General features: G+C 71.5%; 25 protein-coding genes and 1 pseudogene. 10 read left to right on the top strand and 16 right to left on the bottom strand.

Annotated features, from left to right (window positions below; all coding sequences use genetic code 11):
• Nucleotides 1-38 precede the first annotated feature (38 nt).
• Nucleotides 39-1,088 (bottom strand): family 2 encapsulin nanocompartment cargo protein terpene cyclase, encoded by a 1,050-nt coding sequence (locus RKD20_RS03555; protein WP_424876344.1) that lies wholly within the window; start codon nucleotides 1,086-1,088, stop codon nucleotides 39-41.
• Nucleotides 1,085-2,521, bottom strand: a complete 1,437-nt coding sequence (locus tag RKD20_RS03550; RefSeq protein WP_424876343.1) for a family 2B encapsulin nanocompartment shell protein — start codon at nucleotides 2,519-2,521, stop codon at nucleotides 1,085-1,087. Before RKD20_RS03550 ends, RKD20_RS03555 begins: the two co-directional genes overlap by 4 nt.
• Before the next feature lie 333 nt (nucleotides 2,522-2,854).
• Here RKD20_RS03550 and RKD20_RS03545 point away from each other — a divergent pair, with 333 nt between their 5' ends.
• A complete protein-coding gene (locus RKD20_RS03545) occupies nucleotides 2,855-3,652 on the top strand; it encodes a VOC family protein (protein ID WP_424876342.1) in 798 nt (265 codons plus the stop codon).
• Here the strand turns inward: RKD20_RS03545 and RKD20_RS03540 are convergent.
• The 4 genes and pseudogenes from RKD20_RS03540 to RKD20_RS03525 all read right to left on the bottom strand — a co-directional run.
• Nucleotides 3,652-4,079 (bottom strand): annotated as a pseudogene (locus tag RKD20_RS03540) (IS5/IS1182 family transposase); the annotation flags it as partial. The gene RKD20_RS03545 and the pseudogene RKD20_RS03540 sit on opposite strands and share 1 nt — an antisense overlap.
• 22 nt (nucleotides 4,080-4,101) lie before the next feature.
• The gene (locus RKD20_RS03535; protein WP_424883136.1) at nucleotides 4,102-4,329 is read right to left on the bottom strand and encodes a DUF1330 domain-containing protein; all 228 of its coding nucleotides are present in this window, start codon (nucleotides 4,327-4,329) and stop codon (nucleotides 4,102-4,104) included.
• Nucleotides 4,330-4,397: 68 nt separating this feature from the next.
• A complete protein-coding gene (locus RKD20_RS03530; RefSeq protein WP_424876341.1) occupies nucleotides 4,398-5,831 on the bottom strand; it encodes an MFS transporter in 1,434 nt (477 codons plus the stop codon).
• The gene (locus tag RKD20_RS03525) at nucleotides 5,828-6,190 is read right to left on the bottom strand and encodes a MarR family winged helix-turn-helix transcriptional regulator (protein ID WP_424883135.1); all 363 of its coding nucleotides are present in this window, start codon (nucleotides 6,188-6,190) and stop codon (nucleotides 5,828-5,830) included. Before RKD20_RS03525 ends, RKD20_RS03530 begins: the two co-directional genes overlap by 4 nt.
• Before the next feature lie 185 nt (nucleotides 6,191-6,375).
• On the opposite strand from RKD20_RS03525, the gene RKD20_RS03520 reads away from it, so the two are divergent.
• On the top strand, nucleotides 6,376-6,522 hold the full coding sequence (locus tag RKD20_RS03520; RefSeq protein WP_424876340.1) for a hypothetical protein: 147 nt from the start codon (nucleotides 6,376-6,378) through the stop codon (nucleotides 6,520-6,522).
• A gap of 79 nt (nucleotides 6,523-6,601) precedes the next feature.
• Nucleotides 6,602-7,312, top strand: a complete 711-nt coding sequence (locus RKD20_RS03515; RefSeq protein ID WP_424876339.1) for a ribonuclease H family protein — start codon at nucleotides 6,602-6,604, stop codon at nucleotides 7,310-7,312.
• Nucleotides 7,313-7,334: 22 nt separating this feature from the next.
• Here the strand turns inward: RKD20_RS03515 and RKD20_RS03510 are convergent, their stop codons facing one another.
• The 3 genes from RKD20_RS03510 to melC1 all read right to left on the bottom strand — a co-directional run bounded on the left by RKD20_RS03510 (nucleotide 7,335) and on the right by melC1 (nucleotide 9,072).
• A complete protein-coding gene (locus tag RKD20_RS03510; protein ID WP_424876338.1) occupies nucleotides 7,335-7,787 on the bottom strand; it encodes an SRPBCC family protein in 453 nt (150 codons plus the stop codon).
• 83 nt (nucleotides 7,788-7,870) lie between these two features.
• The gene (melC2, locus tag RKD20_RS03505; RefSeq protein WP_424876337.1) at nucleotides 7,871-8,695 is read right to left on the bottom strand and encodes a tyrosinase MelC2; all 825 of its coding nucleotides are present in this window, start codon (nucleotides 8,693-8,695) and stop codon (nucleotides 7,871-7,873) included.
• 32 nt (nucleotides 8,696-8,727) lie between these two features.
• Nucleotides 8,728-9,072 carry an apotyrosinase chaperone MelC1 gene (gene melC1 / locus RKD20_RS03500; protein ID WP_424876336.1) on the bottom strand — a complete coding sequence of 115 codons (345 nt, stop codon included), beginning with the start codon at nucleotides 9,070-9,072 and terminating at the stop codon, nucleotides 8,728-8,730.
• A gap of 339 nt (nucleotides 9,073-9,411) precedes the next feature.
• Here melC1 and RKD20_RS03495 point away from each other — a divergent pair, with 339 nt between their 5' ends.
• From RKD20_RS03495 to RKD20_RS03480, 4 genes are all read left to right on the top strand, one after another.
• Nucleotides 9,412-10,623 carry an FAD-dependent monooxygenase gene (locus RKD20_RS03495; protein WP_424876335.1) on the top strand — a complete coding sequence of 404 codons (1,212 nt, stop codon included), beginning with the start codon at nucleotides 9,412-9,414 and terminating at the stop codon, nucleotides 10,621-10,623.
• Nucleotides 10,624-10,717: 94 nt separating this feature from the next.
• Entirely contained in the window at nucleotides 10,718-12,196 is a 1,479-nt protein-coding gene (locus RKD20_RS03490) for an MFS transporter (RefSeq protein ID WP_424876334.1), read from the top strand.
• Nucleotides 12,193-12,351: a hypothetical protein gene (locus tag RKD20_RS03485; protein WP_424876333.1), complete on the top strand. Its 159-nt coding sequence runs from the start codon at nucleotides 12,193-12,195 to the stop codon at nucleotides 12,349-12,351. The genes RKD20_RS03490 and RKD20_RS03485 overlap by 4 nt, the downstream gene beginning before the upstream one ends.
• Nucleotides 12,348-12,947, top strand: a complete 600-nt coding sequence (locus RKD20_RS03480; RefSeq protein WP_424876332.1) for a TetR family transcriptional regulator — start codon at nucleotides 12,348-12,350, stop codon at nucleotides 12,945-12,947. Before RKD20_RS03485 ends, RKD20_RS03480 begins: the two co-directional genes overlap by 4 nt.
• Here the strand turns inward: RKD20_RS03480 and RKD20_RS03475 are convergent.
• Nucleotides 12,944-14,590, bottom strand: a complete 1,647-nt coding sequence (locus tag RKD20_RS03475; protein WP_424883134.1) for a cholesterol oxidase substrate-binding domain-containing protein — start codon at nucleotides 14,588-14,590, stop codon at nucleotides 12,944-12,946. The two genes, RKD20_RS03480 and RKD20_RS03475, sit on opposite strands and share 4 nt — an antisense overlap.
• A gap of 202 nt (nucleotides 14,591-14,792) precedes the next feature.
• Between RKD20_RS03475 and RKD20_RS03470 the strand changes: the two genes are divergently transcribed.
• Together RKD20_RS03470 and RKD20_RS03465 are read left to right on the top strand one after the other, a co-directional pair.
• The gene (locus RKD20_RS03470) at nucleotides 14,793-15,776 is read left to right on the top strand and encodes an aldo/keto reductase (protein ID WP_424876331.1); all 984 of its coding nucleotides are present in this window, start codon (nucleotides 14,793-14,795) and stop codon (nucleotides 15,774-15,776) included.
• 83 nt (nucleotides 15,777-15,859) lie between these two features.
• Complete coding sequence (locus RKD20_RS03465; protein ID WP_424876330.1) at nucleotides 15,860-16,345, top strand: DUF6328 family protein; 486 nt, start codon at nucleotides 15,860-15,862, stop codon at nucleotides 16,343-16,345.
• On the opposite strand, the gene RKD20_RS03460 is transcribed toward RKD20_RS03465, so the two are convergent.
• The 4 genes from RKD20_RS03460 to RKD20_RS03445 form a co-directional block, all read right to left on the bottom strand.
• Entirely contained in the window at nucleotides 16,266-16,958 is a 693-nt protein-coding gene (locus RKD20_RS03460; protein WP_424876329.1) for a DUF2238 domain-containing protein, read from the bottom strand. The two genes, RKD20_RS03465 and RKD20_RS03460, sit on opposite strands and share 80 nt — an antisense overlap.
• A gap of 97 nt (nucleotides 16,959-17,055) precedes the next feature.
• Complete coding sequence (locus RKD20_RS03455; RefSeq protein ID WP_424876328.1) at nucleotides 17,056-17,493, bottom strand: SsgA family sporulation/cell division regulator; 438 nt, start codon at nucleotides 17,491-17,493, stop codon at nucleotides 17,056-17,058.
• A gap of 61 nt (nucleotides 17,494-17,554) precedes the next feature.
• Nucleotides 17,555-18,610 carry a hypothetical protein gene (locus tag RKD20_RS03450; RefSeq protein WP_424876327.1) on the bottom strand — a complete coding sequence of 352 codons (1,056 nt, stop codon included), beginning with the start codon at nucleotides 18,608-18,610 and terminating at the stop codon, nucleotides 17,555-17,557.
• Nucleotides 18,611-18,705: 95 nt separating this feature from the next.
• Nucleotides 18,706-19,677 carry an LLM class F420-dependent oxidoreductase gene (locus tag RKD20_RS03445; protein WP_424876326.1) on the bottom strand — a complete coding sequence of 324 codons (972 nt, stop codon included), beginning with the start codon at nucleotides 19,675-19,677 and terminating at the stop codon, nucleotides 18,706-18,708.
• 86 nt (nucleotides 19,678-19,763) lie between these two features.
• On the opposite strand from RKD20_RS03445, the gene RKD20_RS03440 reads away from it, so the two are divergent.
• On the top strand, nucleotides 19,764-21,191 hold the full coding sequence (locus RKD20_RS03440; RefSeq protein ID WP_424876325.1) for a serine hydrolase domain-containing protein: 1,428 nt from the start codon (nucleotides 19,764-19,766) through the stop codon (nucleotides 21,189-21,191).
• A 9-nt stretch (nucleotides 21,192-21,200) separates the two neighbouring features.
• Here RKD20_RS03440 and RKD20_RS03435 read toward each other — a convergent pair whose 3' ends face one another.
• Together RKD20_RS03435 and RKD20_RS03430 are read right to left on the bottom strand one after the other, a co-directional pair.
• Nucleotides 21,201-22,838: a serine/threonine protein kinase gene (locus tag RKD20_RS03435; protein WP_424876324.1), complete on the bottom strand. Its 1,638-nt coding sequence runs from the start codon at nucleotides 22,836-22,838 to the stop codon at nucleotides 21,201-21,203.
• A 152-nt stretch (nucleotides 22,839-22,990) separates the two neighbouring features.
• On the bottom strand, nucleotides 22,991-23,950 hold the full coding sequence (locus RKD20_RS03430; protein WP_424876323.1) for a threonine/serine dehydratase: 960 nt from the start codon (nucleotides 23,948-23,950) through the stop codon (nucleotides 22,991-22,993).
• Between the last annotated feature and the right edge of the window lie 67 nt (nucleotides 23,951-24,017).

Raw genomic sequence — 24,017 nt, 5'->3', positions numbered from 1 at the left:
GTGCTGGTGCGTGTGACGATCTGTCATGCGAGCGCGCTTCACCAGTAGTTGGGCAGGTGATAGCGGTGGCTGTTGGTGGCGTGCCACTCGTGGTTCCCGGCGACCCAGTCGGACAGGCTCCGGGTGTAGCGCTCCACGAGCGGCGAGATGGCGGACAGCTGGGCCGACTCCTCGTCGAAGGCCGCCATGATCCGGTTGTGGATTTCGACGGACTTCAGATAGGCGGCCTTCAGCCCGCACCTGTCGTTGGCGGCGACGACCTGCGGCAGGTTGAGATGGGTGGGGTCGCTCGCCAGTTCCTTGGTGAACGAGTAGAGGTCGTTGACGATCGTGGTGGCGTTGCAGGCGAGTGCCGTGACCCGCTGGATCTCGGGCCGGGCGTAGAGCGCCTCGGGCAGTTCGTAGCCGTCCACGGCGTCCACGATCGACAGACAGGGGCGGAAGTTGTTGAACTGCCGCATCACCAGGTACTCCCAGACCCGCGGCACGTACCGGGTCTCCGCCCAGGCGGCCTCGGCGAGGTAGCCCAGGTGCAGCCGGGCGATGTCGTGCACGAAGCGGTCGGTCTGGCTCGGGGTGGCGAGGACGGCGTAGTCCTGGAGCGCGAAGTGGTAGGAGCGCAGCGGCCCGTCGGCCCTCACGCCCTCGCGCCACTCCTCCTCCAGTTCCGGGGTGCCGTGGTACGGGTCGATCGCGGACTGCGCCATGATCAGCCGGCCGCCCAGGCCCCGGCGCGCTCCGCCGCGGCCCTCGTCCTCCTCGCAGTAGCAGGAGTCGACGACGTTCTCGGCGAGCAGCAACTCGCCGGCCACCGTGAGCCGTTCGAGATCGACGGCCTCGGGGTGCTGGAGGACCACGGCCCGGCCGAACTGGAATCCCGAGAAGTCCCCCTTCCACGCCTCGGGGAACAGATCCAGGCGCCGGGCCCAGGCCTCCAGCCTGCGGTCGATCTCCGCGGCCTTCACCGGGTCGGCGGGGGCGACCTGCCGGTGTCGCAGACCGGGGATCGCCCCGCCCCGCCGACCGGTGCGCAGGCTGCCCGCGATGTCGGGCGGTCCCGGCAGGCACCGGGTGTTCGTCGCGGTCACTCGGCCGTCCGGCCGATCTGGGCGTTCTCCAGGATGCCGACCGCGTCCGGCACGAGGATGGCCATCGAGTAGTAGGCGGTGACGAGGTAGCGGATGATCGAGTTGGCGCCGATGCCCATGAACCGCACGTTCAGGCCCGGTTGGTACTCCTCGGGAATGCCGGTCTGGTAGAGCCCGATGGCGCCCTGGTCACCCTCCCCGGTGCGCAGCGCGATGATGCTGCTGGTGTGCTGCGGGCTGACCGGGATCTTGTTGCAGGGAAAGATCGGCACCCCTCGCCAGGCGGGGATCTCGTGTCCCTCGACGTTCGCCGTACCCGGCACCAGGCCGCGCCGGTTGCACTGCCGGAAGAAGGCCGCGATCGCCTTCGGATGGGCGAGGAACAGCTTGGTCTTGCGGCGCATGGCGAGGAGCTCGTCCATGTCGTCGGGGGTCGGCGGCCCGGTGAAGGTGCTGACGCGCTGGCCGTGGTCGGCGTTGTGCAGCAGCCCGAACTCCCGGTTGTTGACCAGCTCCCACTCCTGGCGCTCGCGGATCTCCTCGATGGTCAGGCGGAGTTGCTGCTCGGTCTGGTCCATCGGGTTGTTGTAGAGGTCGGCGACCCGGGTGTGGACCCGCAGCACGGTCTGGGTCAGGGACAACTCGTACTCACGCGGCGCGAGTTCGTAGTCGACGTAGCCGCCGTTGATGGTCGGCTCCCCGATGTGGCCCGCCTGGACGGGCACGTCGGCCTCGCCCTTGCGGTTCATCGGCAGGCTCTGCCGGCGCGCGTAGGCCTCCAGATGTTCCGCGAGGGAGGGCGCCCGCTCGGTGAACTCCGTGACCACGGACCAGGGGAGGGCCAGGACGACGCCCGCGGTCTCCGCCCGTACCGAACTCAGCCACAAGGGGTCGGGCCGGCCGATGGCCTCGTCGCCCATCTGGTCGCCGTCGGTGACGACGCCGACGATCTCCTCCTCGCCGTACTTGCCCTCGGCGAAGCGGGTGAAGCGGCCGTGCACCACGAGGAAGGCCTCCGTGACCGGCTGCCCGGCCTCGACCAGGACCTGGCCGGCGCGGATCTCCCGGACCCGGAAGCGGGTCGCGATCTCCTTGAGCACGTCGATGTCGGAATAGCCGCGCAGGGCGGGGAGCTCGGTGAGGGTCCCCGGGATGACCCTGATGTCGTCGGCGCCGTTCTGTTCGAACTGCACCCGGCCACGGCCCACCCGCAGCTGGAGGCGCCGGTTGACCCGGTAGGTGCCGCCCTTCACGTCCACCCACGGCAGCATGCGCAGCAGCCAGCGGGAGCTGATGGCCTGCATCTGGGGTTCGGACTTGGTGGTGGTGGCGAGCCGGCGGGCGGCCGTGGTGCTGAGGCTGGTGAGCTGGGCTTCGGACGGGGGATCGGGTTCATCGACGGCGGGACCGGTGGCGCTGTCCGGTGTGGACACATTCCCTCCTGGAGGTGAGCGGGATGGCCAGGCGCGTGCATCAGCCAAGCAGCCGGGCCGGCTCTCCGATCAGGGCGTGAAGGGGGCGGCTTCGCGGGCGGGAAGGTGTAAACCTCGCCGGTGAGGCAGTCGGCGCCCCATGAGTGCCCCCACGCTCCTCCAGGCAGGTGGTTCACCAGTACGGCTGCGGTGCGAAGGCCGAGCGGCGGCTCACCCGAAGATCATCCGTTCTGTCCGCCCTGGGGTGGAATCGTCCGTTCGGCGCGCGGTCGGGCGTGCCCGTGACTAGCGTGTGGAGACGGACCGACCACCGATTCGGGAAAGGCCGCGATCATGGCCGTACAACCTGAGGGAACCCCCTGCTGGGCCGATGCGATGTTCAGTGACGTCGAGGGAGCCAAGAGCTTCTACAGCGATGTCCTCGGCTGGACCTTCGGCGAGGCGTCGTCGCAGTACGGCAACTACACGCAGGCCTACGCGGACGGCAAGGCCGTCGCCGCCGTCGTTCCGCCGATGCCCGGTCAGGAGGCTCAGTCGCAGTGGTGCCTGTACCTCGCGTCGCCGGACGCGGCCGCCACGGCCGGCAAGATCCGGGACAACGGCGGCGAGGTGCTCATGGAACCGATGCAGGTCGGCGACTTCGGCACCATGTGCCTGGCGCGCGACCCGAGCGGTGTCGCCTTCGGCGTGTGGCAGGGCGCCACCCACGAGGGCTTCGAGGCGCCACCCGAGCAGCCCGGCGCGTTCTGCTGGGCGGAGATCTACACCCGCGAACCCGAGAAGTCCGACGCGTTCTTCCCGGCCGTCTTCGGCTACAGCGCCAAGCAGATGCAGGACGACGCCATCGACTTCCGCATGTTCAACCTCGGCGACAACACCGTCCTCGGCCGCATGAAGATGACCGACGACTTCCCGCCCGAGGTACCGCCGTACATCAACGTCTACTTCACGGTCCCCGACTGCGACGACGCCGTGGCCCGCGCCACCAAGCTCGGGGCCGTCGTGCGTTTCGGGCCGATGGACTCGCCCTTCGGCCGGTTCGCCGCCCTCAGTGACCCGCAGGGCGCGAGCTTCTCGGTCATCGACGTGACGACGACGCAGGGCGACATGCCCCAGATCTCCGACGTGTAGCGGGCGGCGATGCCGCGCCACCGTTTGAGGCGGTTGATGTGTGGCTCGCTCGACTGTGTTGCGCCGTCTGTACGACTCGCGGGCGAAGGCGGGTGGCCGGCCGCCGTGGTTGCCTCGACGGAGCCGGGCATGCTGGTCGGCCGGGACGGGGATGACCGCCCGAATCCCCGTCGTCGCAGGTGTTCGCGGATGGCCGGGAGGCGTACGCCACGCCTTGTCGGCAAGGACCACGTCCGGCCGGGTCCGGGAACGTCCGACCCGACGGGGGATGCGCGGTCGTGCCACTGCGTCAGTGAAGGCGGACGCATCGCCGGCCTGTCCCGCCGGTAGGTACGAAGGCCTGAGGTCGTCGGTTGCCGTCGGCGGCGAGGTGCATCTTCGTCGTCAGCCCACCTCGGGAGCGACCGATGGCGTGGTCACCGGGCTCGTTGGCCGGAGCCCCCTTTAGCTCAGGTCCTCGGTGTCGTCCGCCTGGGCCGGCAGGGCGCCCTTGCCGCACGCTCGCGCGCCGCGACGGCCTGCCCGAAGCCGTCGAACTCGATCAGGACGGTGCGCTCGGCGATTCCGGCGTCATACGCCACGACCCGACTGCCACGGGAGAGGACCCGACCGCCCCCGGCCTTGACGGCCGGACCGGCCGGCTTGTCGTAAGCAGCCAGCTTCTCGGGGTCTGAAATGGTGCGGTGGACGCTGACTCAGTAGCCCTTGGACATGGAACCTCCGGTGTGGGGATGAGTGCACCGACTTACGGGTTGGCCTCGGACGAGCGCCGGCCGGCGAGAGCGAGGCTTGTCAGCGTCGTGATCGCCATGGCGCCGATGCCGACCAGCGCCGCGGTGGTGTAGGCGCTGTCGTCGGGGAAGAGGTGGCCGGGACCGGTGCCCGCGGCGAGTATCAGGCCGCCGAGGGCGCTGCCCAGGGAGTACCCGACGCTGCGGACGACATAGTTGAAGCTCATGGCGCTCGACGTCTCGCTCTTGGGGGTGACGGCCAGGATGACGCCGGGCACCGCGGCCGAGAAGCCGCCGACGCCGAAGCCGAGCACGCCCATCGCCGCGAACAGTTCGGCCAGGTCCGACCGGGCCGCCGCGAACAGGGCGCATCCGCCGCCGACCACGACGGCGCTGCCGGCCAGGAGCAGGGGGTCGGCGATCCGCGTCCGGACCCGCGGTGTGAGCTTGCCGGCGACGAACCCCAGCACCGAGAACGGGATGAGGACCAGCCCGGCGACGAGGGTCGTCAGCCCGAAGCCGTAGCCGGCGCCGTGCGGCGTCTGCGCGTAGCGGGTGATGAGCGTGAGCAGAAGGTACATGCCGACCCCGCCGACGAACATGGCGAGGTTCGCCCCGGCGACCGCCGGATGCCGCACCGCCCGCACATCGACCAGGGGCGTCGTGCTGCGCAGCTCGATGACGGCCCAGGCGCAGAGCAGCACCACCGCGACGGCGGCGAGGCCCGCCGCGACGGCGAGGTGCCGGCTCCACAGATTCCGTTCGCCGGCGAGGAACAGCACCAGGGGCAGCGCAAGGGCCAGGACGACCGCGCCTGCCACATCCACGTGGGCGGAGCGGCCGTCGGGGGCCTCGGGCATGGAGCGCCACGCGGTCACGAGGGCGGCGGCGGTGACGACCAGGCCGAGGCCGTAGGCGGCCCGTACCCCGCCGACCTCGGCGAGCAGTGCGGCCAGCGGGTAGCCGACGCCGGCCCCGATGATCGAGACCACCGAGATCAGGGCGATCACGGCCGCGCCGCGCCCCTCGGGGAGGTGGTCCCGGGCCACGCCCATCATCAGCGCCGTCAGCCCGAGCCCGACGCCCTGGGCCGCCCTGCCGGCCAGCAGCCACGCGAACGGCAGCGGCAGCACGGTGAGCGCGCTGCCGGTGACGACGACCGCCAGCGTGGCGAGGATCGTGGTCCGCCGGTGCGGGCCGGCTCCGAGCCTGCCCAGGACCGGCGTGGCGACGGCGCCGCTGAGCAGCGCGATGGTCAGCGTCCACTGCGCGCTGCCGAGCGAGACGTGGAACGAGGTCGCCACGCTGGTGATGAGCGGCGTCCCGAGGCTGGCGACCGCCGCCACGACCAGAGCGATGAACATCAGCGCGGGGACCAGCAGCCGCGCCTCGGAACGCGCCACCGGGAACGCCTTCACCGCGCCCCCGCCGACCGGCTGCCCGGTCACCGCTTCGGCCCTTCGCGGTCCTTGGTCTCGAGCTCTGCCAGATGCTTCAGCGCCGGAAGGGCCGCCGCCAGCGCCTCGACCTCGTCGCCGGTGAGCTCGTTGATCAACCGCTCGAACGCGTGGACGCCCGCCTGGCGCCGCGTCCGGACATAGGAGGCGCCGGCCTCGGTCAGGCACACCAGCGTGACCCGCCTGTCGGACGCGTCGCCCCGCCGCTCGACCAGGCCGGACTCCTCCATTACCCGTACCAGGGCGGTCATCGCGGGCTGGGTGACGCCCTCGACCGCGGCCAGATCGGTGATGCGCCGCGGGCCGGTCCGGTCCAGGGTGGCCAGGGTGGCGGCGGACGTCAGGCTCATGTCCCGGGGCAGGCGTCTCGCGGCCCTGGTGGCCAGGCCGTAGAGGGCCGCCCCGATGGCGGCGGACGCGTCAGGAGTGGTGTCTTGACGACTCATGCTCGAAGCATAGCGTTTTTATATTCATAGTTTATGGAAATGGCGACTGGCGCGGGCGGCCTCGACCGCTGGGAGCCGGTGACGTCGCGGTGCGCGGCCGCACCGCCTTCCGGGAGCGGCTGCGCTCGGGGGCCGAGGGCGGCATCGAGGACTTCATGGACGGCTGCCGCGGACGCCGGCGCCGCTGCCGTGGCCTCGCGAAGACGCACGTCCAGGACGTCGTGACCGCAGAATGAGGACCGGGGCCGAGGAGGTCCGCAGGGTCGTGGCCGCGGTCGTCCCGGTGGGGTGAACGGGCGTCCCTCCGCGCATGGCATGATCGAGCGCATGCGTGAACGACTGGTGGCCGCGTGCGACGGGGCTTCGAAGGGGAATCCGGGACCTGCGGCCTGGGCCTGGGTCATCGCGGACGAGTCGGAGACGCCGGACCGCTGGGAGGCCGGCCCGCTCGGCAGGGCCACCAACAACGTCGCCGAACTCACCGCGCTGGAACGGCTGCTCACCGCGACCGACCCGGATGTGCCGCTGGAAATCCGGATGGACTCCCAGTACGCCATGAAGGCCGTCACCACCTGGCTGCCCGGCTGGAAGCGCAACGGCTGGAAGACCTCCGCGGGCAAGCCGGTCGCCAACCAGGACCTCGTCGTGCGGATCGACGAACTGCTCGACGGGCGTTCGGTCGAGTTCCGTTACGTCCCCGCCCACCAGGTCGACGGCGACCCGCTCAACGACTTCGCCGACCGCGCGGCCAGCCAGGCGGCGATCGTGCAGGAACCCGCGAGCAGTGAACTGGGTTCCCCCCAGCCGCCGCCGTCGCCGGACACCCCTAAAAAGGCCGACCGCCCCGCCCGGGCCAAGTCGCCCAAGCGGAGCGGTGGTTCGTCCTCCGGTTCGTCCTCTCGTACGATCAAGGCCAAGTTCCCCGGCCGGTGTCTGTGCGGACGTCCCTACGCGGCGGGCGAGCCGATCGCGAAGAACGCCCAGGGCTGGGGACACCCGGAGTGCCGTACGGAAGCGGCCGGTTAGTGGCCGGTCGGCGCGCCGACGGTCAGATGACCGCCCCGCGCCACTCGCCGGTCTCCTGACCGCGCTCCTCGATGAACGTCTTGAAGCGCTCCAGGTCGCCCTTGGTCTGCCGCTTCACGAAGCCGAGCTTGTCGCCCACCTTCTCGGTGACGGTGTCCGGATGGAAGTCCATCTGGAGCATCACCTTGGTGTGGCTCTCGTCGAGCCGGTGGAAGGTCACCGCGCCGGCCTGCTTGGTCTCGCCGGCGATCGTGGTCCACGCGACCCGCTCGTCCGGGATCTGCTCGGTGATCTCCGCGTCGAACTCCCTGTGCACGCCGTTGACGTTGGTCACCCAGTGCGTGAGCGTGTCGGTGCGCTGTTCGATGCGCTCGACCCCGCTCATGAACTCGGGGAAGGTCTCGAACTGCGTCCACTGGTTGTAGGCGGTGTGCACCGGCACGCCGACCTCGATGGATTCCTCGACCTGCGACACGGGTGAATCCCTCCTTCGTCCTCTCGGTGTGTGCGGCGCGGGTACCGCACGGCCCGGAGGGCAAACCGCCGCATGACGACGTCTTACGCCGTGTCGAAGGTGTAGTGGCGGGTGTGATCCAGCAGATCCGCGGGACGCACGTCGTTCCACGGCCTCATGGTGTCGTCGAGGTCGACGACCTCGGGCGTTCCGGCGGCCGGGACGTAGCGGGAGTCCGGATGCCGCCGCTGCCACCGGGCCCACAGCTTGTCCACGAAGGCGTGGTGGAGCCAGAACACCGGATCGTTGGGGGAGACCCCGGTCGCCATCTGCCCGCCCACCCACACGTGGACCCGGTTGTGAAGGTTGACCCCGCGCCAGCCCTCCAGGTGGTTGCGGAAACCGTCCGAGGCGCTGTTCCAGGGGGCCATGTCGTACGTCGCCATGGACAGCACAGAGTCCACCTCGCCCGGAGTCGGCAACTCCCGTACGCCGCTCCCGAGCGCGCGCCGCAGGTACGTACGGCCGTCGACCCGCACGGTTATCGGCCAGTTGCCGGTGTCCGCGGCGAACGGGCCGTCCATCACCCGCCCGTCCCGGCTGCGCCCGGTGCCGCCGAGGAAGTCGGGACCCCACAGTGCGGCGCGCGGGGAGCGGTCGGTGCTCCAGTCCCAGTAGGGGAGCGCCACCGAGGCGTCCACCGACTGCAGGGCGCCTTCGAAGTCGAGCAGGAATCTGCGGTGCCAGGGCAGGAAGGAGGGCGAACGGTGGCCGGTGCGCTCGCCGTTGTCGGTGTCGGACATGATGAAGCCGTTGTGCGTGGTGACGAAAGCGTCGTAGCGGCCGCTGCGCTTCAGCTCCAGGAGGGCGGCGACGAACCGCCGCTTCTCGTCGGCGGTCAGGGTTGCCTGGTTCTTGCGGACGGTCATGTGCGGATGCTCCAAAGAGGCGTACGGGGTGGTCAGTTGGCGGGGAACGGCAGCAGCTGTGCGCCCTGGAGCTCGTCCACGGCGGCCCGTGCGGCGGCGCGCGGGGTGGGCACCGGGTCGTAGTGGCTGACGACGCTGATCCAGGTGCCGTCGGCGTTGCGCATCACGTGCAGTTCCACGCCGTCGACCGTCACCCGGTAGCCGCCGTGATGGCCCCCCGTGGACCGGCCCTGTATCCGGCGGCCCCGGTAGACCTCGTCGAAGGGCCCGGGTGACCCGTGGTGGTGCGCCTCGGCGGACGCGCGCGGAGCGGTGACCGCCCCTGCGGCGAGGGCGGCCGTCGCGGTGAGCGCGGTACGGCGGGTGAGTTCCGGCATGCGGTGTGCCTCCTGAGTTGACGGACTCCGCATGCCTATCGGCCGTGCCGAGAGCGGGAGAAATCGCTCGTGACCGGTTGGCTCCGATCCAGACAATTCCCAACATGTCGTACAGCGTTGAACAAAGATGATCTTGCTGTGGAGAGGGCTTTCTGGAACCCGGACGGAGGAATTCCTTCGCCTGTGGACCGCGGATTCGATGATCCTTTGCGGGTGAACCCGCAGGCAGTGGCCCGCCTCACGTGCGGAAAGTGACGTGATCCGAAGCGCGGGCCTGCCCGCTCCGACTGCTACCCTGCGTTGCCAATTGAACGCTTTGGGTAATTCCTAGGGGTGCGTGTGAAGGTCGCCTGCGTCGGCGGCGGGCCCGCCGGCCTGTATCTCTCGATCCTGCTGAAACGGCGGGACCCGTCCCACGACATCACGGTCCACGAGCGCGACCCGGAGGGCTCCACCTACGGCTGGGGCGTCACCTACTGGCGCGGACTGCTCGACAAGCTCCACGTCCACGACCCCGAGTCGGCCCGCGCGATCGAGGACGCCTCGGTCACCTGGAGCGAGGGCGAGGCCCGGGTGCGCGACCTGGTCACCCGGCGCGCCAGTGACGAGGGCTTCGGCATCGGCCGCCACCGCCTGCTGGAGCTCCTCGCCGCACGGGCCCGCTCCCTGGGCGTACGCCTGGAGTTCGAGCACGAGATCACCCTCGGGAACCTCCCGGCGGCCGACCTCGTCGTGGCCGGCGACGGCGTGCGCAGCGTCCTGCGCTCCGGGCATGCCGACCACTTCGGCGCCGAGACCGAAGAGGGCCGCAACCGCTACATCTGGCTCGGCACGAGCAAGGTCTTCGACGCCTTCACCTTCGCCTTCGTCGAGACCGACCACGGCTGGATCTGGTGCTACGGCTACGCCTTCAGCCCCGAGCGCAGCACCGTCGTCGTCGAGTGCGCCCCGCGGACCTGGACCGGCCTCGGCCTCGACAGCGCCGACGAGGCCGACGGACTCGCCCTGCTGGAAAAGCTGTTCGCCGACATCCTCGACGGCCACCCGCTGATCGGCCGCTCCGCCGGCTCGGGCAGCGCACAGTGGCTGACCTTCCGCACCCTCACCAACCGCAGCTGGCACCGCGACAACCTCGTCCTGCTCGGCGACGCCGCCCACACCACCCACTACTCGGTCGGCGCCGGAACCACCCTCGCCCTGGAGGACGCCATCGCGCTGGCCGACGCCCTGCACGCGCACGGCGGGCTTCCGCAGGCACTCGCCCGCTACGAGCGCCGGCGCAAGTCGGAGCTGCTCTCCGTCCAGAGCGCGGCCCGCTACAGCGCCCAGTGGTACGAGAACCTGCCCCGCTACATCGACCTGCCCCCGGAGCAGATGTTCGCCCTGCTCGGCCAGCGGCACTCACCCCTGCTGCCCTACGTCCCGCCCCAGCTGTACTACCGGATCGACAAGGCCGCGGGGCAGCTGGAGGCGCTGCGCAGGTTCAAGCGCTGGCTCGGACCGAAGGTCGCACGCAGCGTGCACGCGCGGGAGCTGGCCTCGCGCAAGTAGCCTCCGACCTCGGAAAGGGTTGGGTGAATGGCGATTCACCGATAGAGTGAATTGTCATTCACCCGCTGCTTTCCTTGTCGAATGCGGAGCACCGATGGACCAGCAGGGCCCGATATCCCCGCCCCGCGGAGCCGGTCTGCGGGCCCGGCTCACCGTCCCGGTGCTGGCCATGTGCGGCGTGCTCATGGCCGTCATGCAGACCGTGGTCGTCCCCCTGCTGCCGGACCTGCCCCGGCTCACGCACTCCTCGCCCGGCGCCGTCTCCTGGATGGTCACGGCGACCCTGCTGGCCGGAGCGGTCCTCACCCCGGTGCTCGGCCGCGCCGGTGACATGTACGGCAAGCGCAAGGTGCTGACGGCGTCCCTGGTCCTGATGACGGCCGGCTCGGTGATGTGCGCCCTGTCGTCCGACATCACCGTGCTCATCGCGGCCCGCGCCCTCCAGGGTGCCGCCGCCTCCGTGGTGCCGCTGTCGATCAGCATCCTGCGCGACGAACTGCCGCCCGAGCGCCGGGGTTCAGCGGTCGCGATGATGAGTTCCACGGTGGGCATCGGCGCCGCGCTCGGGCTGCCGCTGGCCGCGATGGTCGTCCAGTACGCCGACTGGCACACCATGTTCTGGATGACCGGCGCCCTCGGCGCCCTCGGGGTCGCGGCCGTGTCGTGGGCGGTCCCCGAGTCGCCGGTACGACAGCCGGGCCGCTTCGACGTGGCGGGCGCCCTGGGACTGGCCGTGGGACTGGTCAGTCTGCTGCTCGGGGTGTCCCAGGGCGGCCAGTGGGGCTGGGGCAGCCCCCGCGTCCTCGGCCTGTTCCTGGTGTCCGTCGCCGTCCTGGCCCTGTGGTGGTGGCGCCAACTGCGCACCGAGCAGCCCCTGGTCGACCTGCGGCTCGTCACCCGCCCGCGGGTGGGCCTGTCCCACGTGGCCGCCCTGCTCACCGGTTTCGCGTTCTACGCCAACTCCCTGGTGACGGCCCAGCTGGTCCAGGCACCGAAGGCCAGCGGCTACGGACTCGGCCTGTCGATCGTGGCCACCGGCCTGTGCCTGCTGCCGGGCGGTGTCACCATGCTGCTGTTCTCACCGCTCTCGGCCCGGATCTCCACGTCCCGCGGCCCGCGCGTCACGCTCGCCCTGGGCGCCGCGGTCATCGCGTGCGGCTACGCGGTACGCATCGCGGACAGCCGCGACCTGTGGATGATCATCGTGGGCGCGACCGTGGTGTCCACCGGCACCACCCTCGCCTACTCGGCCCTGCCCACGCTGATCCTGCGTGCCGTTCCGGCCGAGCAGACGGCCTCCGCCAACGGCGTCAACGTCCTGATGCGCACCATCGGCCAGGCCACCTCCAGCGCGGCGGTCGCGGCGGTCCTGGTCCACCACACCAGCCTGGTCGGCGGCGCGCCCGTGCCCACCCTGCACGGCTACCTGCTGGCCTTCGCCATGGCCGGAGCGATCGCCCTCGCCGCCTGCGCGGCGGCCCTGACCATCCCCGGCGACGCCACGCCCGAAGGCACCCGCCGGGCCAGGGGCCGCACCCGGGGCGCGCGGGACGGGGCGATGGAGGGAGCATGAGTGCAGTGCGCCCGCTGTCGGGTGGCCGGGGTGGTCGGGTCTGCCTGTCTCGGCGTGCGGCGCCGGCTGTCCCGGGCGACTTCGCCTCCGAGGCGCCGCGCCGGGCCAAGGGCCGCACCCGGGGCGCGCGGGACGGGGCGATGGAGGGAGCATGAGTGCTGTGACCCCCACGCCTTCGACCCCCTCGCCCCCCACCGCCGCCCCCGTCCGCAGGGACGCCGAGGCGACCAAGGCCGCCATCCTCAGGGCGGCCCGCTACCTCCTGGCCCGCACCCCGCACGCCGACATCACCCTCAAGGCGGTCGCCGAACGAGCGGGCGTCAGCCCGCCGTTGATCGTGAAGTACTTCGGCAACAAGGACGCCCTCCTCGCCCGCGTCATGTCCTTCGAGTCCGACGCGACGGCCCTGCTCGACGCCCCCCTGGACGACCTGGGCCGCCACATGGTCCGCCACGTCCTCACCGGTCAGCTCGAACGCGGTGCCGACCCCCTGCTGCGGATCGCCTTCGCCCCCGTCCAGGGCGAACACGGCGACATCCTGCGCGTCAACTTCCGTGCCCAGGTGGTCGATCGCCTCACCGAGCGCCTGCGCGGGCCCGACGCCGGCCTGCGCGCCGAGCTCGCGGTGGGCACCCTCCTCGGCCTGGGCGTGATGTACGGCATCGCCCGGGGCACCGAGCTGAGGGCGACCCCCGTGGAGGACCTCGTGGACCGTTACGCCCCCACGGTGCAGGCCCACCTGACGCCCTAGCGGAACAGCCGGTCCAGGAAGGCGTTGCCGAACACCCCGTGCGGGTCGAGCCGGTCCAGCACGCCCGCCGCCTGCCCCCACACCGCCTCACCGAACGACCCGGGAATCGTCGTGCCCAGCACCTCCTCGTCCGCCCACACGGCGTCGTCCGTGTAGGCCCAGCCCTTGGACCACTCGACGCGCGTCCCCTCGTACCCGTCGAACAGGAACTGCTCGATCTCCCGCAGGAAGGCCTCGGCGTACGGCGTCCCCGGCAGCGTCAGGATGTCCAGCCACACGGCCGTGTCCCACTCGGGACGCGCCCCGTCCGCCCGCAGCGCCGACAGCAGCGGGGCCCGCGCCCCGGCCACCTCGGCCTCGGCCGGATCGTCGAGCCCGGTCACCCTGATCTCCACCGTCCCGTTGACCGGGAACTTCCCCTGAGCGGTGTACGCGGCCAGCCGCTCCCGGTAGAAGTCCGTGAACTCGGAGACCACCCGCTGCACCTGGTCCCGGCCGGTCAGGACGGCGTACCCGTTCGCGGTCACCCGCAGTGTGGTCGGCCTGATGTACAGCAGCGTGTTCTTGGACGGCCCCCAGATGTCCGCCGACAGCGTCGCCGTGAGCCCCACCGTCGCCACGTCGAGCTGCGCGTTCCCGAGCACCGGTGCCAGATACCAGGCCGCGTCCGACACCATCCGCCCGGCCAGATCCGCCACCACCGTCGGGACGTTGTCGGAGAAGGGATAGTTGTACGGCGAGGTCACGCGCCGCGAGGTCAGCGGCCTGGCCGGCGCCACGCTCCACACCTTCAGCCACGGGAACTCCGTGTAGGCGAACCAGATCGCCTCGACCCGCCCGGCCTGCTCCAGGAAGCTCGCGAAGGTCCGCCCGTCACCGCCGGGTGCCGCGAAGAGCTCCGCCGCCGGGATGTCGACCCGGCTCACACAGCGCAGATTGCTGTTGGCGCCCACCCGCAGGACGACCTCGGTGACGAAGGTCCGCCCGAGGTGGGTGAGCAGGGCGGCGCTGTCGGCCTCGGCGCGGCTGAAGGTGCGCAGCGCGTACGCCCCGCCGGCCTCGTCCCACACCACCGCCGTCAGCGACAGGATGCGATTGCTCAGCGAGCCGTACGTCTGTCCCGGGAGCCGCTGCTCCCCGTCGGCCGGAACGGCGGTGCCGTGCGCGTCGATCGCCAGCGCGCCGCCCAGGGTGAGGTCACCGGGCGCGGGCGCGGCGGTGACCCCGAGTCCTTGCCCCTCCAGATAGGTGAGCAGCGCCTCCAGCGTGACGCCGGTGCCGGCCCGCACGGCGGAGGCGGAGTCCAGGGACAGGCCGGTGAGGTGGGAGGCGGTGTCGACGAGGAGGACGGGCGCGTCCGACGCCGTGCCCTCGGTGACGGTGAGGGGCGACCAGCCGTGCGAGGAGCCTCGGGCGCGGACCCGCCAGCCGTGCCGCCAGGCCCAGTTGACGACGTCGACCACCTGCTCCGGGCCGGTGGGCGCACAGGCCCACAGCCCGTCGGCGGTGATCTCGCCGACCCAGTTCCGGTACGCCGAGCGGTGCAGGGCCACGCCCGCCGGGAAATCGGGCAGCTCCTCGGCCGCGGCCGCCGGATCGGCCGGCAGCAGAATCGGTACGGCGGCGAGCGCGGCGGCGCTCATGAGGAAGCCGCGACGGGTCCAGGACGTGCTGTCCTGCGGGTGGTTGCTCACGGAACGATCAGTCACGGGGTCACGCTAGGCGGATGTTGACACGTGCATGCCTTACGCCGAAGCGTGTCACCCGTGCGAGTGAACAATCCACAGGTCCTGCCCCGGGGCGACCCGTTCCGCGCAGGTCGGCGACAGATGACAGACTGACGGCATGGACGAGCGCACATTCGGCAGGTCGCAGCAGCACGCATCCGTCGTCGGACTCGGCACCTGGCAACTGGGGGCCGACTGGGGAGACGTGGACGACAAGGAAGCCCTCTCGGTGCTGGAGGCGGCCGCAGAGTCGGGGGTCACCTTCTTCGACACGGCGGACGTGTACGGCGACGGACGCAGCGAGCAGACCATCGCCACGTTCCTGAGCGGCAGGCCCGACCTGCATGTGCTGGTCGCGACGAAGATGGGCCGTCGCGTCGACCAGATCCCCGAGAACTACGTCCTCGACAACTTCCGCGCCTGGAACGACCGTTCCCGCCGCAACCTCGGCGTCGACCGCATCGACCTGGTCCAGCTGCACTGCCCGCCGACGCCCGTCTACTCCACCGACGAGGTGTTCGACGCCCTCGACACCCTGGTCGAGGAGGAGCGCATCGCCCACTACGGCGTGAGCGTGGAGACCTGCGAGGAGGCGCTGACCGCGATCGCCCGGCCCGGTGTGGCGAGCGTGCAGATCATCCTCAACGCCTTCCGCATGAAGCCGCTGCGCGAGGTGCTGCCCGCCGCACAGGAGGCGGGCGTGGGCATCATCGCCCGGGTCCCGCTGGCCTCCGGTCTGCTGTCCGGCAAGTACACCCGGGACACCGTCTTCCCGGAGAACGACCACCGCGCCTACAACCGGCACGGCGAGGCCTTCGACGTCGGGGAGACCTTCTCCGGCGTGGACTACACGACCGGTGTCGAGGCCGCCGCCGAGTTCTCCGCCCTCGCGCCCGAGGGATACACCCCGGCCCAGCTCGCCCTGCGCTGGATCATCGAGCAGCCCGGCGTCACCACCGTCATCCCCGGCGCCCGCAACCCCGAGCAGGCCCGCGCCAACGCGGCCGCCGCCAAGCTGCCGCCGCTGTCCGAGCAGACCCTCGCAGCGATCCGCGACCTCTACGACCGCCGGATCAAGGACCAGGTCGAGAACCGCTGGTGAAGCCACCCGGCCCCGGGACGCGGCCCCTCGCCGCTCCCGGGGCCGCGCTGTTTGAACGATCAGTCACCGGATACCCGTAGCGCATGGTGGAGACGGTGAGACGGACGGGCCGCGACGAGACCGAGGAAGAGCGCGCGGACCGCATGTGGGGCGAACTCATCCAGGAGATCCGCGTCGCGCAGACAGGCGTGCAGATCCTGTTCGGCTTCCTGCTCACCGTGGTGTTCACCCCGAAGTACGCCCACCTGGCCCACACCGACCAGGTCATCTACATCGTGACCGTCGTCCTCGGATCCTGCGCCACCGGAGCCCTCATAGGACCGGTCTCCCTGCACCGGCTCGTCTCGGGCCGGCGCATCAAACCCCAGGCCGTGCGGATCGCCTCCCGGCTGACCTTCGTCGGGCTGGTCCTCCTGCTGACGACGATGACGGCGGCCCTGCTGCTGATCCTGCGCGTGGCGACCCACGACGACTGGGTGCCCTGGCTCGTCACCGGAGTCGTCGCCTGGTACCTGGTGTGCTGGTTCGGAGTGCCGATATGGACGCGCCTGCGCCATACGACGCGGTGAGGGCCGGCCGGTCCAGTTGCCGGTCGTGCGGGCGGGACAGCACCAGCACCGAGACCGTGGCACCGATCAGCGCGCAGAACATGTCCCACTGGGTGTCCCACACATCGCCCTGCGTGGCCAGGAAGGCGTCCGCCGCCTGACCGCCGATCACCGCGGCCGCCCACTCCAGCATCTCGAAGACGGCACTGAAGGCCAGACACGCGCACACCGTCAGCGGGGCCAGCCAGCGGCTGCCCCGCAGCGGCGAGGTACGGCTGAGCAACTCCCGGACCAGGACCGCCGGCACGAACCCCTGCATGAGGTGGCCGAAACGGTCGTACGGATTGCGGTCGAGGCCGAACGTGTCGCGCACCCAGTCGCCGAGCGGAACCTGCGCGTAGGTGTAGTGACCGCCCACGATCAGCACGAGCGCGTGGACCGCCAGCAGACAGCACAGCAGGTCGGTCAGCGGGAAGCGGCGCCATGCCAGCACGATCAGCGGCAGCCCGACCAGGACCCATACGGTCTCCAGGAACCAGGTGGTGCGGTCGCGCGGGCTCCAGGCGGACAGGGCCAGCGCGGCGACCACGGCACAGGCGAGCAGGACGGGCAGGCGCCGTCGCACAGCGGTCACGAGGCACTCCTTGTCGTAGGAGCCCTCATCCTCGGGGCAGGGCGACGGCCATGGCATGAGTACGGCTACTCAAGCCGCGTGCGCTCCTGCACCCGTCTCAGCCGCCGGCGATGACCGAGGCCAGGAAGTCGTCCACTCTGACCTCTTCCCGCCCCGGCGGCACGATCTCGCGGGTCTCGCGCAGGAAGGACGCCAGCGCCGGGGCCCACGCGAAGACCACGGCGTGCTGGCGGCCCCCGTCGGAGCGGGCGTCGCCGAAGAACTCCATGCGCAGTTCCTCCCAGACACCCGTCGAGGCGGGGCTGAAGCGCACGTCCCCGACCCCGACCGGGCCGCGCAGGCCCTCGGCGAGCATCTCCCGGTCCAGCCGCCACCGCGCCAGCACCCGGCCGTCATGGCTGAACACCGCGGTGACGGCGAACGGGTCCGTCGCGTCGTACCCCAGGTGGGCGAGCACGGGGCACCGGCCCGTGCCGCCCGCCTGCAGTTGCACGACGAGGGTCTTGTGGGCGGTCCTGTGGACGAAGGAGTTCACCTGGGGGCCTCCGGGGAGAACGACGTAGAGCCCTCTAGTACCCCTCCCACGGCCAAGATGCTCAGCTGTCCGGGTGATTCCCCTTCGCGGTGCGCAAAGCCGTGATGCACGAGGCGATGGCCTGCTGGAGTTCCTCCAGTTGCTGGACCATGTCGTCCTCGTAGAAGTCCTGGGCGTCGTCGAAGGTCAGCTCCTCGAACACCTTGGTGGCCCGCTGGAGGCTGTTGTAGAACTTCGTCCGCCGCTCCTGGACCCGGAGTTCGGGATCGGCCTCCACCGCCTCGGCCACGAGGGACTTCATGGTGTCGAACGCCTCGGCGGCCCACTCGCCGGTGTCCTCGTTCTCCTCCAGTTCCTCCAGGAGGGACAGGTGCCGCTCGGCCTCCTGGCGCAGGTCGACCGGCGCGTCGACGGTCAGCCCGGCCGGGGTCTTGACCTGCCCGGACTCGGCGATCTGGCGGACGTACCCGATCCGGTCGGCCGCCCTGCTCTCGGTGGCCACGGCCTTCTTCAGATCGTCCGTGCGCACCACGTCCCGGGCCAGGGACGCCTGCAGCTCCGGGTCCTCCTTGATCCGGTCGAGCAGCGCGCTGCGCGCGGCCCGGGCGGTGGAGGGGTCGGCGAGGATCGCGGCGCGCAGCGCGGTCGGGTTCTCGGCGACCTCCAGGGCCTTGGTCGGGCGGATGCCCTCGGCCTCGGCGGCCTCCGCGATGGCGGTGCCGCGGTCGGACGCGGCGCTGCTGCGGGAGGAGTAGTAGGTCAGCCACACGTCCGAGTCCGGAAGTTCCACCTCCTGGCCCGGAGCCAGCGCCTCGAAGTGCGGGACCATGCCGTCGTCGGCGGCCCGGTCCCAGGCCTTGTAGTAGCGCATGACGCGCTCCGGCGAGCAGCCGGCGAGCTCGGCGAACTCCTTCGCGGACACCTTCGGCGTCTCGTCGGCGCCCTGGCCGCCGGGCCGCACGCTGCGCGCCACCATCAGGCCGAAGGCCCATCCGCCGGTCCGCGCGTACACCCCGAACTCGCGGGCGTCCCGCGCGACGAGGTCGGACAGGGGTGCGCCGGACGTCTCGACCGAGGCCCCGGAGGACGTGTCGGACGGGTCGATCGCTAGGGTCACGGGTGTTTCTCCTGGTCAGGCTCGTTCGGACCGCACGATGTGCGGGTCGGAAGCCTATTGCACCCGCGGGGTACCGCCCCGGCAGCCCGGCCCGCTCAGGCGAACGCGTCGCGCAGCGCGGGCAGCAGCGTCTTCTCCGACCAGTCCAGGAACCCGGGCTGGGACTCGCCGCCGATCTGCACCAGCGCGACCTCGGTGAAGCCGGCTTCCGCGTACGGACGTACGGCCTCGACGAAGGCGTCGGGGTCGTCGCCGCACGGGATCGACGCCGCCACGTCGTCGGGGGTGACGAACTGGGTGGCCGACTCGAAGGAATCCGGGTGCGGCAGCTCCGAGTTCACCTTCCAGCCGTTGCCGAACCAGCGGAACTGGGAGTGCGCCCGCTTGATCGCGGTGTCCCGGTCGGGGTCGTAGCAGACGGGCAGCTGTCCCACCCGCGGCTTGCCCTCGCCGCCGTTGCGGTCGAACGCGTCGAGCAGGTCCGCCTTGGGCTCGGTGGCGATGACGAGGTCGGCCAGGCGTCCGGCCAGGGCGCACGACTGCTCCCCGGAGACGGCGAGACCGATCTGCGGCGGCTCGTCGGGCAGGTCCCACAGCCGGGCCGACTCGACGTCGAAGTGGTTGCCGCGGTGGTTCACATGGCCGCCCTGGAACAGCGCGCGGATGATCTCCACCGCCTCTTCCAGCATCTCGTGCCGTACGTCGGCCGACGGCCAGCCGCCACCCACCACATGCTCGTTGAGGTTCTCGCCCGAGCCCATTCCCAGCCGGAACCGGCCCTCGGAGAGCAGCTGCATGGTCGCCGCCTTCTGCGCCACCACCGCCGGGTGGTACCGGAAGGAGGGACAGGTCACATACGTCATCAGCGGAATGCGCGAGGTCGCCTGGGCGGCCGCGCCGAGCACGCTCCACGCGTACGGCGAGTGTCCCTGCGACCGCAGCCACGGGAAGTAGTGGTCCGAGGTCACGGAGAAGTCGTAGCCCACCTCCTCGGCCCGCACCACATGTCCCACCAGCTCACGGGGGCCTGCCTGCTCGGTCATCATCGTGTATCCGATTTGCACCATGGGATCCGAGTCCCCGGTGACCGGAGGGGAAAACGGGCTTCCGAGTCCCTCTCGATCAAGGCCGGTGCACGGGGGAGGATGCGTTCATGAGTTCCCTGCCCACGAGCACCCCCGCCGCCCAGGGCGTCGAAGCGGCCGGCATACAGGCCTTCCTCGACGCCCTCGAAGCCGAACCGCACCTCGAACCGCACAGTCTGATGCTGCTGCGCCACGGCCAGGTCGTGGCCTCGGGCTGGTGGGCGCCGTACGCCCCGGACCGGCCCCACCTCCTCTACTCGCTCAGCAAGAGCTTCACGGCCACGGCCGCCGGGTTCGCCGTCGCCGAGGGGCTGATCCGGCTGGACGACCCGGTGATCTCGTACTTCCCGGAGTTCGAGGCGGAGGTCACCGACCCGCGCAGCCGCGCGATGCTGGTGCGGCATGTGGCGTCGATGGCCAGCGGTCACGTGGAGGAGACGCTGGACCGGGCGCGCGCTCTGGACCGCGACGAGCTCGTCCGGGGCTTCCTGCTGGTCCCGCCGGACCGGGACCCGGGCACCGTCTTCGCCTACAACCAGCCCGCCACCTACACCCTCGCCGCGATCGTCCAGCGGGTCACGGGCCAGAAGCTCAGCGAGTACCTGCGGCCCCGGCTGTTCGAGCCGCTCGGTATCGGCGAGGTGGCCTGGATCGCCGACCGCAGGGGCCGCGAGCTCGGCTTCAGCGGGCTGCACGCCACGACCGACGCCGTCGCCCGGCTCGGCCAGCTGTATCTGGCGGGCGGGGTGTGGGAGGGCGAGCGGCTGCTGCCCGAGTCGTGGGTGGCCGAGGCGACACGGGTGCAGATCGCGCACGAGACACCGATGGTGGACGGCTGGTCGGACTGGCAGCAGGGCTACGGCTTCCAGTTCTGGATGGCCCGGCACGGCTACCGCGGGGACGGGGCGTACGGGCAGTTCTGCGTGGTGCTGCCCGAGCAGGACGCGGTCCTCGCGATCACCTCGGAGACCGTGGACATGCAGAGGGTCCTGGACCTGGTCTGGGAGCATCTGCTCCCCGCCTTCGGCCCCGGCCCGCTGCCCGGCGGTGAGGCGGCGGACGCGGCCCTGGGCGCCCGGCTGACACGGCTCGCCCTGCCGACCGCCGAGGGCAAGCCCGCGCCCGCCGACCGGTCCCAGGACTGGAACACCGCCTTCACGCCCCACGGCGGCACGTGCGCCGCCCAGCCGACCCTGACCGCGATCGAGGTGGACCCGGGCGGCCGGGTGATCGTCGTGGACGACGGCGACCGGCTGGAACTGGGGCCCGGAGCCGGGGAGAGCGGCTGGACGGTCGTCGACGAGCCCGTGCCGGTCGCGGTGAGCGGTGGCTGGAGCGACGCGGAGACCCTCGTGGTCGACCTGGCGTTCCTGGAGACCCCGCACCACCTGCTGGTGACGTGCTCGCTCACGGACCGGACGTTCACCGCGCGCTGGCGTACCCAGCCCCTGCACGGCGGTCCGCTGCGGCGGATGCGGGCGCCGCGCTCGGACTGAGGACAACGCTCAGGCCGAGGGCACCCGGAAGGTGCTCAGGAAGGTGTCCAGCGCTTCCTGGTTCGCGTCGTCGTTCCAGTCGGCCGCCGGGGTCGTCCAGCGCAGCGAGTAGCCGCGGCCTCCGCCGATGAGGAAGCCGCGGCCGAAGGTGCGCACCCGGGTGCCGTCGACGTCCTCGACCCACTGCATGTCGGCGGCCGCGCGGCCCTGGTAGGTCGTCGCGCGGATGTCACCGAGGCGCTCGTAGCCGGGGTTGTCCCGCAGCCCCGGCTCCACGTCGTCGCGCCACACGGCCACGGCGTCCGTGCCGACGGCCTTGCTGTAGGTGACGGCGAGCGTGCGCGGGTCGCCGGAGGCGCCGAAGGTGACGCGGTACGCCAGGTCTTCCTGGCGCTGGGTCTCCAGCGGTTTCCAGCCCTTGGGCAGGGCGAGGGAGAAGCCCTCGGGGGAGCGGTACTCGCGGTATCCGCTCGGCAGCCCCGTGCCCGCGGTGGGAGCGGCCGTCCTGCTCGGGGTCGGGGCGGGCGAAGGCGACTTGGGCGGGCGGGAGGTCTCGTCGGTGCGGTTTCCCGGTGCGGTGACCGACGGGGAGGGAGCCGGGGGTGCCGGGGCGGGCGCGGAGGCCGACGCGGAGGGGGCGGGCGCCTCACCGGTCGTCGAACTGTTGCTGCCGGGCAGCGCCTTGGTGACCGTCAGGACCGCGGCGGCCACCGTGACGACGGCCAGGGCGGTCCCCGCGACGAGGAGCCGGCTGCCGCGGCCGGGGGCCACACCGTGCAGGACGCGCCGCCGGGCCCTGGGCTCCTCCTCCGGCAGGGCCGTCTCGGGGTCCTCGTCGAGGACCCGGAGGAGCGCGCTGCGCACGGCCGCGCGGCTCAGCCGTTCGTGGGAGCTCTTGCGCAGCAGCCCCTGCACGACCGGGGCGAGCGACCCGGCCCGCACCGGGGCCCGCAGCGGCAGCCGGTCGACCCCCTTCAGGGTGGCCGCCGGACGGTCGCGGTCACGGAACGGCGGACGCCCCTCGACCAGCGTGTAGAGGATCGCGCCGAGCGCCCACAGGTCGGCCGCCGGCCCGATGCGCTCGTCGCGGGCCTGTTCGGGGGAGGCGTACGACGGTGCCGACAGCCTCGGGGCGAGGGTCGCGCCGGCCAGGCCGAAGCCGGTGACGACCACGGGACCCTGGTGGTGCACGAACACCTGGCCGGGGCTGAGTTCACCGTGGGTGATGCCCTCGGCGTGCGCCGCCTCCAGCACCTCCAGCAGCTCCAGGCCGATGCGGGCCGCCCGCACGTGGTCGAACGTCCCCTGCCGGTCCAGGAGTTCGCCCAACGGGATGCCGTCGACCGGCTCGGTGACGGTCCACAGGACACCCTCCTGCGCCACGGCGTCCACGACCGCGGCGATCCGGCCGGGGGAGAGCACCCGCATGGTCTTGGACATCCGCACGACTCCCGCGGCGGTGCGCAGCGAGGTCTCCTCGTCGATGCCGGCCGGCAGTCCGATCTCGGTGAGCAGGCAGGGGCGTTCGGCCGCGACGTCCTCGCCGTACCAGCAGGTCCGGTTGGTCTCGCGGTGCAGTACGTCCAGGGGCCGGTACCGTCCGGCGACCAACTCGTGTGTGGAGACGTGCGCCTTGACCATGGTCATCCCTCGCTGAACCCCTGGCTCTCACCTTTCACAGAGGTACGGGGGGTGCTGCGGGGTGCGTTCAATCAAATCGGCAACCGATGGAATCCGCTTTCTGGTTGCTCGGTTTGTGACTCAAAAGTCAGTAGGGCGACCGCAGTCGAGCACTTCTGTCACCGCAGCCCGAACCGCCCCGCCCAGGTCATGACGTCGCCGGTGGTTGCGTTGCCGCCGCACACGACGAGACCCAGCCGGCAGTCGTCGCCGACCCGCTCCAGCACCCTCCGGGCGGCGGGCAGAAGACATCCGGCCGCCGGTTCGCCCCACACCTTGGCGTGGTCGGCGAGATCGAGACAGCCCTGGACGGCCTCCCGGTCCGACACCACGAGGACCTCGGTGACCAGGGCCGCCGCATGGTCGTAGGTCAGATGTGAGACGGAGGGGGCGCTCAGTGTGGACACGACGGAGGACAGTGCGACCGGCACCGGCCCGCCCGCGGCGAGCGCCCGGGTCATGGCCTCGGCGCCCTCGGTCTCCACCCCCCAGACCCTGACACCCGGACGCCGCGCCCGCAGGGCCGCCGCGACGCCCGCGATCAGGCCGCCGCCCCCGACGCTGACGAGGACGTCGGTGAGGTCGTCCGCGTCGTCGGCGAACTCCAGTCCGACGGTCCCCTGCCCCGCGATCACCAGGGGGTCGTCGAAGGGGTGGACCAGCGTCAGCCCTTCGTCCCGCAGGCGCTGCACGAGGGAGAAGGCGCCGTCCATGTCGTCCGTCAGCCGCAGCGAGGCTCCGGCCGCCTCGACGATCTCCACGGACCGGGCGGGCGCCGAACGCGGCATGACCACAGTCGCCTTGACGTCGAGGGCCGCCGCCATGTGGGCGAGGGCGATCCCGTGGTTGCCGCCGCTGACCGCCACGCCCCCGGCCGCCCGCTCCGCCTCGCTCAGCGACAGCAGCTTGGCCGTCGCCCCGCGCGCCTTGAACGAGCCGGTGCGCTGGAGCAGTTCGAGCTTGACGGTGACGGGAGCACCGAGCAGCGCGGACAGACCGGGGCTGGGCAGGGTCGGGGTGCGGACGACATGCTCCGCGATCAGTCCGGCCTGCTGCTCGATGTCCGTGATCCCGATCAAGACGGTTCCTTCCGGCTGGGGAGAGCTCCATTCGAACCCTGTCCCCAGGGACGGCCCAGGTCAACTC

Origin of the sequence: Streptomyces sp. SLBN-8D4, assembly GCF_049739545.1 — a bacterium.
Classification (GTDB): Bacteria; Actinomycetota; Actinomycetes; order Streptomycetales; family Streptomycetaceae; genus Streptomyces; species Streptomyces canus_C.
This window is presented reverse-complemented; position numbering and strand designations above follow the sequence as displayed.